The sequence below is a fragment of the Pseudomonas sp. H1_D05 genome, from assembly GCF_054682705.1.
Window position 1 is genome coordinate 2,334,151 of record NZ_CP162825.1, and the last position, 11,820, is coordinate 2,345,970.

Below are 11,820 nucleotides of genomic sequence, written 5' to 3' on the forward strand. Positions count from 1 at the left end.
ATTTCGTCGTCAAATTTGTGAGCCTCTGTGTCGCTGTGTACAATGACCACCCTTTTGCCCCCGCGAAGCCGGCGTACGTTCGGCGCAGGATGCAAGTGGTTGAATTGAAAAGAAATTTGCCTCGAAAAGAGGCAGCCTGGTGAGAAAGTGTCTATGAAAGCAGGTCTGTACCAACCAGATGAATTCAAGGATAACTGCGGTTTCGGCCTGATAGCCCATATGCAGGGCGAGCCCAGTCATACCCTTTTGCAAACGGCCATCGAGGCCCTGACCTGCATGACCCACCGCGGTGGGATTAATGCCGACGGCAAGACCGGTGACGGTTGCGGTCTGCTGATTCAAAAACCTGATGCGTTCCTGCGCGCCATTGCCCAAGAAACCTTCAGCGTCGAGCTGCCCAAGCAATACGCGGTGGGCATGGTCTTCTTCAACCAGGATCCGGCCAAAGCCGAAGCCGCTCGCGAGAACATGAACCGCGAGATCCTCGCTGAAGGCCTGCAACTGATCGGCTGGCGCAAAGTGCCGATCGACACCAGCGTCCTCGGCCGCCTGGCCCTTGAGCGTCTGCCGCAAATCGAGCAGGTGTACATCGGCGGCGAAGGCCTGAGCGATCAGGACATGGCCGTGAAGCTGTTCAGTGCGCGTCGTCGTTCGTCGGTGGCCAACGCCGTCGACTCCGACCACTACATCTGCAGCTTTTCGCACAAGACCATCATCTATAAAGGCCTGATGATGCCGGCCGATCTGGCCGCATTTTATCCAGACCTGAGTGACGAGCGCCTGCAAACCGCGATCTGCGTGTTCCACCAGCGCTTCTCCACCAACACCCTGCCGAAATGGCCGCTGGCCCAGCCATTCCGCTTCCTCGCCCACAACGGCGAGATCAACACCATCACCGGTAACCGTAACTGGGCGCAGGCCCGTCGGACCAAGTTCACCAATGATCTGATGGATCTGGAAGAACTCGGCCCGCTGGTCAACCGTGTCGGTTCCGACTCCTCGAGCATGGACAACATGCTCGAGCTGATGGTCACCGGTGGCATCGACCTGTTCCGTGGTGTGCGGATGATCATTCCGCCAGCGTGGCAGAACGTTGAAACCATGGACCCAGATCTGCGTGCGTTCTACGAGTACAACTCGATGCACATGGAGCCGTGGGACGGCCCGGCTGGTGTAGTAATGACCGACGGTCGCTACGCGGTGTGCCTGCTCGACCGTAACGGTCTGCGTCCGGCACGCTGGGTCACCACCACCAACGGTTTCATCACCCTCGCCTCGGAAATCGGCGTGTGGGACTACAAACCGGAAGACGTGATTGCCAAGGGCCGTGTCGGCCCGGGCCAGATCTTCGCCGTGGACACCGAAACCGGGCAGATCCTCGACACCGATGCGATCGACAACCGTCTGAAGTCCCGTCATCCGTACAAGCAATGGCTGCGCAAGAATGCCCTACGCATTCAGGCGACCATGGAAGACAACGACCACGGTTCGGCGTTTTACGACGTTGATCAACTCAAGCAATACATGAAGATGTATCAGGTCACGTTCGAAGAGCGCGATCAGGTCCTGCGTCCGCTCGGCGAGCAAGGCTACGAAGCCGTTGGCTCGATGGGCGATGACACGCCGATGGCCGTGCTCTCGCAGCGTGTGCGCACGCCGTACGACTATTTCCGCCAGCAGTTCGCGCAGGTCACCAACCCGCCGATCGACCCGCTGCGTGAAGCGATCGTGATGTCGCTGGAAATCTGCCTCGGTGCCGAGCGCAACATTTTCCAGGAGTCGCCGGAACACGCTTCGCGCGTGATCCTCAGCTCGCCGGTGATCTCGCCGGCCAAGTGGCGCTCGCTGATGAACCTCGACCGCCCGGGTTTCGAGCGGCAGATCATCGACCTCAACTACGACGAAAGCGTTGGCCTCGAAGCGGCGATCCGCAACGTTGCGGATCAGGCTGAGGAAGCCGTGCGCGCCGGGCGGACTCAGATCGTTCTGAGCGACCGCCATATTGCCCCGGGCAAACTGCCAATCCACGCATCCTTGGCGACCGGTGCCGTACACCACCGCCTGACCGAAAAAGGCCTGCGCTGCGATTCCAACATCCTCGTTGAAACCGCAACCGCGCGCGATCCGCATCACTTTGCGGTGCTGATCGGCTTCGGCGCCTCGGCGGTCTATCCGTTCCTGGCCTATGAAGTGCTGGGCGACCTGATCCGCACCGGTGAAGTGCTGGGCGACCTCTATGAGGTGTTCAAGAACTACCGCAAAGGCATCACCAAAGGTCTGCTGAAAATTCTGTCGAAGATGGGCATTTCGACCATCGCTTCGTACCGTGGTGCGCAGCTGTTCGAAGCCATTGGCCTGTCCGAAGAAGTCTGCGACCTGAGCTTCCGTGGCGTGCCGAGCCGCATAAAGGGTGCGCGTTTCGTCGACATCGAAGCCGAGCAGAAAGCGCTCGCCACCGAAGCCTGGAGTCCGCGCAAGCCGATCCAGCAGGGTGGTCTGCTGAAGTTCGTCCACGGTGGCGAATACCACGCCTACAACCCGGACGTGGTCAACACCCTGCAAGCTGCCGTGCAGCAGGGCGACTACGCCAAGTTCAAGGAATACACCTCGCTGGTGGACAATCGTCCGGTGTCGATGATCCGCGACCTGTTCAAGGTCAAGACCCTCGACAAGCCGCTGGACATCAGTGAAATCGAACCACTGGAATCGGTGCTCAAGCGCTTCGACTCCGCCGGTATCTCGCTGGGTGCCTTGTCGCCGGAAGCTCACGAAGCCCTGGCCGAAGCCATGAACCGCCTCGGTGCGCGTTCCAACTCCGGCGAAGGTGGTGAAGATCCGGCGCGTTACGGCACCATCAAGAGCTCGAAAATCAAGCAAGTCGCGACTGGCCGTTTCGGGGTAACCCCGGAATACCTGGTCAACGCTGAAGTGCTGCAGATCAAGGTCGCGCAAGGCGCCAAGCCGGGCGAGGGCGGGCAACTGCCGGGCGGTAAAGTGAACGGGCTGATCGCCAAACTGCGTTATGCAGTGCCGGGCGTGACCTTGATTTCGCCACCGCCGCACCACGACATCTACTCGATCGAAGACTTGTCGCAGCTGATTTTTGACCTGAAGCAGGTCAACCCGAAGGCACTGGTTTCGGTCAAATTGGTAGCTGAAGCAGGCGTCGGCACCATCGCCGCTGGTGTGGCCAAGGCCTATGCGGACTTGATCACTATCTCCGGCTACGACGGTGGCACCGGTGCTTCGCCGCTGACCTCGATCAAGTACGCCGGCGCGCCGTGGGAACTCGGCCTCGCTGAAACCCACCAGACCCTGCGCGGCAACGACCTGCGCGGCAAAGTCCGGGTGCAGACCGACGGCGGCCTGAAAACCGGCCTCGACGTGATCAAGGCAGCGATTCTCGGCGCCGAAAGCTTCGGCTTCGGTACTGCGCCGATGATCGCGCTGGGCTGCAAATACCTGCGTATCTGCCACCTGAACAACTGCGCCACCGGCGTCGCGACGCAGAACGAGAAGCTGCGCAAGGATCACTACATCGATACCGTCGACATGGTGGTGAATTTCTTCACCTACGTCGCCGAGGAAACCCGTGAGTGGCTGGCCAAGCTCGGCGTACGCTCCCTCGAAGAACTGATCGGTCGTACCGATCTGCTGGAAATTCTCGAAGGCCAGACCGCCAAGCAGAACCACCTGGATCTGACGCCACTGTTGGGCAGCGATCACATCCCGGCAGACAAACCGCAGTTCTGCGGTGTTGAGCGCAACCCGCCGTTCGACCAAGGTTTGCTGGCCGAGAAAATGGTCGAGATGGCCTCGTCGGCGATCAACGACATGAGCGGCGCCGAGTTCGATCTGGACATCTGCAACTGCGACCGTTCGATCGGCGCGCGGATCTCCGGCGAAATCGCCCGCAAGCATGGCAACCAAGGGATGGCGAAAGCGCCGATCACCTTCCGCTTCAAGGGCACGGCGGGTCAGAGCTTCGGCGTGTGGAACGCCGGCGGTCTGAACATGTACCTCGAAGGCGACGCCAACGACTACGTCGGCAAAGGCATGACCGGTGGCAAGCTGACCATCGTGCCGCCGAAGGGCAGCGTTTACAAAACTCAGGAAAGCGCCATCATCGGCAACACCTGCCTCTATGGCGCCACGGGCGGCAAGCTGTTCGCCGCCGGCACCGCAGGCGAGCGTTTTGCCGTGCGTAACTCCGGTGCCCACACGGTTGTGGAAGGCACTGGCGATCACTGCTGTGAGTACATGACCGGTGGTTTTGTCTGCGTTCTGGGCAAGACCGGTTACAACTTTGGCTCTGGCATGACCGGTGGTTTCGCCTACGTGCTCGATCAGGACAACACCTTCGTTGACCGGGTCAACCACGAACTGGTGGAAATCCAGCGGATCAGCGGCGAGGCGATGGAAGCCTATCGCAGCCACCTGCAAAACGTGCTGAACGAGTACGTCGCGGAAACCGACAGCGAGTGGGGTCGTGAACTCGCTGAAAACCTCGATGACTACCTGCGCCGTTTCTGGCTGGTCAAGCCTAAGGCTGCCAACCTGAAGTCGTTGCTTTCCAGCACTCGTGCCAACCCGCAGTGATATGCGCCTGAAGAGTTTGATGAGGTTTTAACAATGGCTGAACGTCTGAATAACGACTTCCAGTTCATCGATGTCGGGCGCAAAGATCCGAAGAAGAAACTGTTGCGTCAACGCAAGAAAGAGTTCGTCGAAATCTACGAACCGTTCAAACCCCAGCAGTCGGCCGATCAGGCCCACCGCTGCCTGGGTTGCGGCAACCCGTATTGCGAATGGAAGTGCCCGGTGCACAACTTCATTCCCAACTGGCTGAAGCTGGTGGCCGAGGGCAACATCCTTCAGGCCGCCGAGCTGTCGCACCAGACCAACACCCTGCCGGAAGTCTGCGGCCGGGTGTGTCCGCAGGATCGTCTGTGCGAGGGTGCCTGCACCCTTAACGACGGTTTCGGCGCGGTGACCATCGGTTCGGTCGAGAAGTACATCACCGACACCGCGTTCGCCATGGGCTGGCGCCCGGACATGTCCAAGGTCAAACCGACCGGCAAACGTGTCGCCATCATCGGCGCGGGCCCGGCGGGTCTGGGTTGTGCCGACGTGCTGGTACGCGGCGGCGTGACCCCGGTGGTGTTCGACAAGAACCCGGAAATCGGCGGTCTGCTGACCTTCGGCATCCCCGAGTTCAAGCTGGAAAAGACCGTGCTGAGCAATCGTCGCGAAGTCTTCACTGGCATGGGCATCGAGTTCCGTCTGAATACCGAAGTCGGCAAAGACGTGACCATGGAACAACTGCTCGCCGAATACGACGCAGTGTTCATGGGCATGGGCACCTACACCTACATGAAGGGCGGTTTTGCCGGTGAGGATCTGCCGGGCGTTTATGACGCGCTGGACTTCCTGATCGCTAACGTCAATCGCAACCTGGGCTTTGAAAAGTCGCCGGAAGATTTCGTCGACATGAAAGGCAAGAAGGTTGTGGTACTCGGCGGCGGCGACACGGCGATGGACTGCAACCGCACGTCGATCCGTCAGGGCGCCAAGTCGGTGACCTGCGCTTATCGTCGCGACGAAGCGAACATGCCCGGCTCGCGCAAAGAGGTGAAGAACGCCAAGGAAGAAGGCGTGAAATTCCTCTACAACCGCCAGCCGATCGCTATCGTCGGCGAAGACAAGGTTGAAGGCGTGAAAGTGGTCGAGACCCGTCTCGGCGAACCGGACGCCCGTGGCCGTCGCAGCCCAGAGCCGATCCCGGGTTCCGAAGAGATCATCCCGGCTGATGCCGTGGTCATCGCCTTCGGTTTCCGCCCGAGCCCGGCGCCGTGGTTCGAACAGTTCGAAATCCAGACCGACAGCCAGGGCCGCGTTGTTGCGCCTGAGCAAGGTCAGTACAAGCACCAGACCAGCAACCCGAAAATCTTTGCCGGTGGCGACATGGTGCGCGGTTCCGACCTGGTGGTGACGGCGATCTTCGAAGGGCGCAATGCTGCCGAAGGGATCCTCGATTACCTGGGCGTCTGATCCCGGCTCCTGAGCCAAAGCAACACCCCTGTGGGAGCGAGCTTGCTCGCGAAAGCGGTCTGTCAGCCAACTGTAATGTTGGATGTGCCGGCCCTTTCGCGAGCAGGCTCGCTCCCACAGTTGTTTCTCGGTGTTGCTGATAACGCGTTTCCAGCGCAATAAATTGACCCGATAGACAAAAGGCTGACCTGCATCCGTGCCTTTTGCGCCGCGCTCTGAGAAAATGCCCGCACTTTTTTTCCGGATGCCGACATGACTGCCCTGAAGAACGACCGTTTCCTCCGCGCCCTGCTCAAGCAACCCGTTGACGTCACCCCGGTGTGGATGATGCGCCAGGCCGGCCGCTACCTGCCGGAATACCGCGCCAGCCGCGCCCAGGCCGGTGATTTCATGAGCCTGTGCATGAATCCGGAATTCGCCTGCGAAGTCACCATGCAACCGCTCGACCGTTATCCACAACTGGACGCGGCGATCCTGTTTTCTGACATCCTCACCATCCCTGATGCCATGGGCCAAGGCCTGTACTTCGAGACCGGTGAAGGTCCGCGCTTCAAGAAAGTCGTCAGCACCCTCGCTGACATCGAAGCCTTGCCAATCCCTGATCCGCACAAAGACCTCGGCTATGTAATGGACGCAGTCAGCACCATCCGTCGCGAGCTGAACGGCCGTGTGCCGTTGATCGGTTTCTCCGGCAGCCCGTGGACCCTGGCGACCTACATGGTTGAAGGCGGTTCGTCGAAAGACTTCCGCAAGACCAAGGCGATGCTCTACGACAACCCGCAAGCCATGCACCTGCTGCTGGATAAACTGGCGCAATCGGTGACCGCGTACCTCAACGGCCAGATCATGGCCGGTGCACAAGCGGTGCAGATTTTCGACACCTGGGGCGGCAACCTGTCGGCGGCGGCGTATCAGGAGTTCTCGCTGGCCTACATGAAGAAAATCGTCAGCGGCCTGATCCGCGAACACGACGGTCGCAAGGTGCCGGTGATCCTCTTCACCAAAAACGGCGGCCTGTGGCTGGAAAGCATCGCCGAGGCTGGTGCCGACGCACTGGGCCTGGACTGGACCTGCGACATCGGCAACGCCCGCGCCCGTGTTGGTGACAAGGTTGCACTGCAAGGCAACATGGACCCAACCGTGCTCTACGCCAAACCGGAAGCGATCCGCACTGAAGTCGGACGCATTCTGGCCAGCTATGGCAAGGGCAGTGGCCATGTGTTCAACCTGGGTCACGGCATCACGCCTGAGGTTGATCCGGAACATGCCGGTGCGTTCCTGCGGGCGGTGCATGAATTGTCGGCGCAGTATCACGAGTGATCGCCACACCATAAAAAACGCCCGGCTAAATGCCGGGCGTTTTTGTTTCCACGATTCAACGTTGTACGCAGATCAATTGTAGGAGTGAGCCTGCTCGCGATAGCGGTGGATCAGCAAACTTTGCATCAACTGACAAAACGCCTTCGCGAGCAGGCTCGCTCTCACATGGGTTTTGTCTCAGGCCTTAACACCCTGCAACGGCGGCAACTTCGCCAGCTTCAACGCCACCAGCAGCGCAATCAGCAACAGCGCACCAATAAACAGGCCTATGCCATTCCAGCCGCCGAGATGCCAGAACACCCCGCCCGCCGTGCCTGCAATGCTCGATCCTGCGTAATAGCTGAACAGGTACAACGACGAGGCCTGCCCCTTTGCCTTCGTCGCGCGTCGACCGATCCAGCTACTAGCCACCGAATGCGCGCCAAAGAAGCCAAAGGTGAAAATCAGCATGCCGATGATCACCAGCAACAACGGCGTAAACATCGTCAACGCTAGACCCGCAAACATCAGCACAATGGTCGCCCACAGCACTTTGCGTCGCCCCAGTTTGTCTGCCAGCGAGCCAATCTTCGCCGAGCTGTAGATCCCCGACAGATACACCACCGACAGCAAGCCCACGAACACCTGATCGAGGTTGTACGGTGCGGCCAGCAAGCGATAGCCGATGTAGTTGAACAGCGTGACGAACGCGCCCATCAGCACGAACGCCTCAAGAAACAGCAGCGGCAGACCGGCATCACGAAAGTGCATGGTGAAACCGTCGAGCAAACTGCGTGGGTGCAGTGAGCGCGAACGGAAGTTGCGCGACTCCGGAAGGATCTTCCAGAACACCGCTGCGGCAATCATCGCCAGACCGCCGATCACCAGCATCGCCGTGTGCCAGCTGACAAAGTCGATCAGTACTCCGGTGATCAAGCGCCCGCTCATCCCGCCAATCGCGTTGCCGCCGATGTACAACCCCATCGCCAGGCCGATGTGCTGTGGATGAATCTCTTCGCTCAGATAAGTCATTGCCACCGCCGCCAGCCCGCTCAGTGATAGCCCGATCAGCGCACGCATGATCAGCACGCCTTCCCAGCTCGGCATCATCGCGCTGGCCATGGTGCACAGCGCTGCTGCGAACAGCGCAGTCACCATCACCGGTTTGCGCCCGACCCGATCGGAAATCGGCCCGGTGATCAGCAGGCCGATGGCGAGCATGCCGGTGGCCACCGAGAGGATCAGGCTGCTCTGCGCGGCGTTGATTCCGTATTCTTGGGACAACAGCGGCATCATTGGCTGCACGCAATACAGCAGGGCAAACGTCGCAAAACCGCCGCTGAACAGCGCCAGCACCGTGCGCATGAACATCGGCGTGCCTTTTTCGATGTAGATCTCTTGCAGCTCGGCGACGACATCGTCCGCAGCGGCGGGCGGGACTTCATGGGCAAGGGGCGCGACAGCAGTTTTCACTTCAGACCTCGGAGGGCACGGCCAGGCAGGCAATGAAAAAATCATATAGCTGGCTAATGTTTCTATCCAATATATTGTTCGACCTGTTTGATAGCTTTAACGACCTAATGAGGTTTCCATGGAATTGCGTCATCTGCGCTACTTCATCGCCGTTGCCGAAGAGCTGCATTTTGGCCGTGCCGCACAAGTGCTGGGGATTTCTCAGCCACCACTGAGCCAGCAGATTCAGGCGCTGGAGCAAGAGGTAGGCGCGCGACTGTTCGAACGGACTAATCGTCGGGTCGAGCTGAGTGAGGCCGGGCGATTGTTTCTGGAGGAGGCGCGGTTGGTGCTGGCGCAGGTTGATAAAGCGGCGGATGTTGCCCGACGTGCGCAACTCGGTGAGCTGGGTGAGTTGAAGATTGGCTTCACCTCGTCGGCACCGTTCAACTCGACCATTCCCCAGGCGATTTTTTCCTTTCGCCAGCGTTTTCCAGCGGTGCACCTCAATCTGCGGGAGATGAGCAGCACGCAAGTCGCCGAGGGTTTGGTGGATGAGTCGATAGAGGTTGGCATCATGCGCCCGCTGGGTTTGCCCGATTCGCTGAGTGTGGTGGAGTTGATGCGTGAGCCGCTGGTCGCCGTGCTCGGTTCCAAGCATCCACTGGCCCAGGGATCGGAGGAGGGCTTGTTCCTCTCGGCGCTGGCGCTGGAGCCGTTCGTGTTCTTTCCGCGCAGCTACGGCAGCGGGCTGTATGCACAATTGCTGAGCCTGGCGCGTGATGCCGGGTTCAGCCCGCATTTCGCCCAAGAGGCGGGGGAAGCCATGACCATCATCGGTCTGGTCGCAGCGGGGCTGGGGGTTTCGGTGCTGCCGGCGTCTTATCAGCGGATGCGTATCGACGGCGTGGTCTACCGCCCGTTGCTCGATCCGGAAGCGGTGTCGGCGGTGTGGCTGGTGCAGCGCAAGGATCAGAAGTCGCCAATGGCCAAGGCGTTCGTCGACCTGCTCACGCAAAAGGTCGAACCTTCAAAGGCGTGATTGCTGCGCAATCAAATCGCGAGCAGGCTCACTCCCACAGGGGAACGCATTCCAAGGTGGGAGCGAGCCTGCTCGCGAAGACGTCCGCTCAATCAACACAATGTTCATGGCAACCGCACCAAATCCCCCTTCAACGCCACCCGCGTGACAAAAATCCCCGCCCGGCACTCGTAGGTATTCAAGTCCTTGCGCACATGCTGGTCGTAGTAACTGACGATATTGACCACTGCATTCGCCCCGACCCGCTTGGCATCGGCCTGCAGCTTGATCAGATTCGACTGCAACACCCACTCGCAGGAGTTGTGGTCGCTCTTGTTGAACCCATTGGTCTTCAAATCACTGACCACCCCCCGGCGCAGTAACTGCTGAGTGCCCTGCGGCCCATTGCCGAGCAAATAGAACTTCACACTGCCATCCAGCCGTCCGGCGCGAATCGCGTCCGACAGCACGGTTTCGAAGGGCATGTACATCAGGTTGGTGGCTTGGCTGGCGCTGGGCAGTAGCGCGAGAAGCGCAGCGGCGATCAGGGCTTTCACTTGCATGGTCATCTCCTTGACGGTGAAAGAGAACCGCGAGTGCAGGGCTGATAGGCTCGCCGTTCCATCAGGCGCGGTGCGACGGCCTGTCCGGACGAGTGTAGAGCTGAAATGAGCAGGGCGCCGAATGGTGCCCTTGTGGCGAGAAAATTTATCTTCGCTTGATCGCGGATTTGAGGTGATTGCGATCTGGACTACACAAGGTCAGTGCATTCCCTACGAAAACTTCAGAAGTGAGTGCCTTGTGTGAATAACCTAAGGACGTTAATTTTCTTAACGCCAGAAATCATCAAGAAAAAACATGATCGAAAAATTCACGAACTGGGACTCAATCGATTATTTGAAAACTGAAGAGGACTTGGTGGCCTATCTTGAGATTTGCCTGGATGAAGCAGGGGGAGATCTTCGGTTCATCGCCAAAGTGCATGGGACGATTGCCCGTGCCCGCCTCAGGATGTTGGGCAACGCCCCAAAATGTTCCCGCAAGGGGCTTGTGAGACTCTGAGGATTCTGGGTGACCAGCCATCGCAGAGCCAGACAGGTAATCGGCGATGACAAGCCAACCTGTTTGTGAAAGGGCGCCGAATGGCGCCCTTTGTCGTTTCTACAATCCCATCAATCCACGTGCGCCAAATCTCCGCGCAACGCCACGCTCGACACCACCAGCCCGGCACGGCACTGGAATTTTTCGGTGTCCTTGTACAGGTCGCGCTGGTCGACGCTGGCGATGTTGATCACCGCATTGGCGTCAGCTTTTTTCGCAGCGTTCTGCAGGGTGGCCAAGGCCGATTGCAGGGCCCAGAAGCAGGCGTCTTCGTCGGATTTGTTCGAGCCGTTGGTCTTGCGGCTGCTGCTCACGGTGTCGAGTTTGCGCACCTGTTTTGGCAGCGTTTCGCCGGCCAGGTAGAACTTCACGCTGCCGTCGAGCAGGCCGGCGTCGGTGGCGCGTTTAACGCCTTCGCGGAAGCTCAGGTAAGTCGGCTCGTCGGCGCCCTGTTTGATGATGCCCAAGCTGTTGACGGCTTCGATGTCCGGGTTGATCGACAGCTCTTTGAGCACGTTGTCGCGCAGGCGATTGACCCAGCGGTTGTAGTTGCCGTGGATCTTGCCGTCCTTGGCATCGAGGCCGTAGCTGCTGCGGTAGTCGATTTCAAACGAAGTCGGGGTGAACGGGATGTCGACTTCGGCGTGATGGCGACCGCGCACGGTGATCGCTGCTTTGATCATGCCCGGACGCACCGATTGCACGACCCACTGGCGATCGTTCAGCGCCGTGACGATGGCGCGGCTCATCTGTTGCTGGGTGAAGCCGAGGTTGGGCGAGAACTCTTCCTTGGCGTTGTAAACCGGTTTGCTGGTGCAACCGCCGAGCACAAAAGCCAGTGCCAACAGAGCGGCGATGCGGTGAAACTGAGTCATTCCCTTCACTCCAAACGTGGT

Annotated in this window: 8 protein-coding genes; 5 read left to right on the forward strand and 3 right to left on the reverse strand. The window is 59.5% G+C overall.

The features are described from left to right. The first annotated feature begins 153 nt into the window (after positions 1–153). From gltB to hemE, 3 genes are all read left to right on the forward strand, one after another. The gene (gene gltB / locus AB4O11_RS10610; RefSeq protein WP_460130608.1) at positions 154–4,599 is read left to right on the forward strand and encodes a glutamate synthase large subunit; all 4,446 of its coding nucleotides are present in this window, start codon (positions 154–156) and stop codon (positions 4,597–4,599) included. A 33-nt stretch (positions 4,600–4,632) separates the two neighbouring features. Then, entirely contained in the window at positions 4,633–6,051 is a 1,419-nt protein-coding gene (locus AB4O11_RS10615; RefSeq protein WP_007909438.1) for an FAD-dependent oxidoreductase, read from the forward strand. Positions 6,052–6,303: 252 nt separating this feature from the next. Further along, a complete protein-coding gene (hemE, locus tag AB4O11_RS10620; protein ID WP_460130609.1) occupies positions 6,304–7,371 on the forward strand; it encodes a uroporphyrinogen decarboxylase in 1,068 nt (355 codons plus the stop codon). Between the two features lie 177 nt (positions 7,372–7,548). Here hemE and AB4O11_RS10625 read toward each other — a convergent pair whose 3' ends face one another. Then, entirely contained in the window at positions 7,549–8,823 is a 1,275-nt protein-coding gene (locus AB4O11_RS10625) for an MFS transporter (RefSeq protein WP_460130610.1), read from the reverse strand. Positions 8,824–8,941: 118 nt separating this feature from the next. Between AB4O11_RS10625 and AB4O11_RS10630 the strand changes: the two genes are divergently transcribed. Then, positions 8,942–9,844, forward strand: a complete 903-nt coding sequence (locus tag AB4O11_RS10630) for a LysR family transcriptional regulator (RefSeq protein WP_460089584.1) — start codon at positions 8,942–8,944, stop codon at positions 9,842–9,844. 104 nt (positions 9,845–9,948) lie between these two features. On the opposite strand, the gene AB4O11_RS10635 is transcribed toward AB4O11_RS10630, so the two are convergent. Then, a complete protein-coding gene (locus tag AB4O11_RS10635; RefSeq protein WP_093430086.1) occupies positions 9,949–10,386 on the reverse strand; it encodes an excinuclease in 438 nt (145 codons plus the stop codon). 295 nt (positions 10,387–10,681) lie between these two features. On the opposite strand from AB4O11_RS10635, the gene AB4O11_RS10640 reads away from it, so the two are divergent. Continuing rightward, entirely contained in the window at positions 10,682–10,885 is a 204-nt protein-coding gene (locus tag AB4O11_RS10640) for a helix-turn-helix domain-containing transcriptional regulator (protein ID WP_460130612.1), read from the forward strand. Positions 10,886–10,995: 110 nt separating this feature from the next. Here the strand turns inward: AB4O11_RS10640 and AB4O11_RS10645 are convergent, their stop codons facing one another. Continuing rightward, the gene (locus AB4O11_RS10645) at positions 10,996–11,799 is read right to left on the reverse strand and encodes a hypothetical protein (protein ID WP_093430088.1); all 804 of its coding nucleotides are present in this window, start codon (positions 11,797–11,799) and stop codon (positions 10,996–10,998) included. Positions 11,800–11,820 lie beyond the last annotated feature (21 nt).

Excerpts from the sequence above, each read along its gene's own strand:
- gltB (WP_460130608.1), top strand. The coding sequence starts at position 154 with ATGAAAGCAGGTCTGTACCAACCAGATGAATTCAAGGATAACTGCGGT.
- AB4O11_RS10615 (WP_007909438.1), top strand. The coding sequence starts at position 4,633 with ATGGCTGAACGTCTGAATAACGACTTCCAGTTCATCGATGTCGGGCGC.
- hemE (WP_460130609.1), top strand. The coding sequence starts at position 6,304 with ATGACTGCCCTGAAGAACGACCGTTTCCTCCGCGCCCTGCTCAAGCAA.
- AB4O11_RS10630 (WP_460089584.1), top strand. The coding sequence starts at position 8,942 with ATGGAATTGCGTCATCTGCGCTACTTCATCGCCGTTGCCGAAGAGCTG.
- AB4O11_RS10635 (WP_093430086.1), bottom strand. The coding sequence starts at position 10,386 with ATGCAAGTGAAAGCCCTGATCGCCGCTGCGCTTCTCGCGCTACTGCCC.
- AB4O11_RS10640 (WP_460130612.1), top strand. The coding sequence starts at position 10,682 with ATGATCGAAAAATTCACGAACTGGGACTCAATCGATTATTTGAAAACT.
- AB4O11_RS10645 (WP_093430088.1), bottom strand. The coding sequence starts at position 11,799 with ATGACTCAGTTTCACCGCATCGCCGCTCTGTTGGCACTGGCTTTTGTG.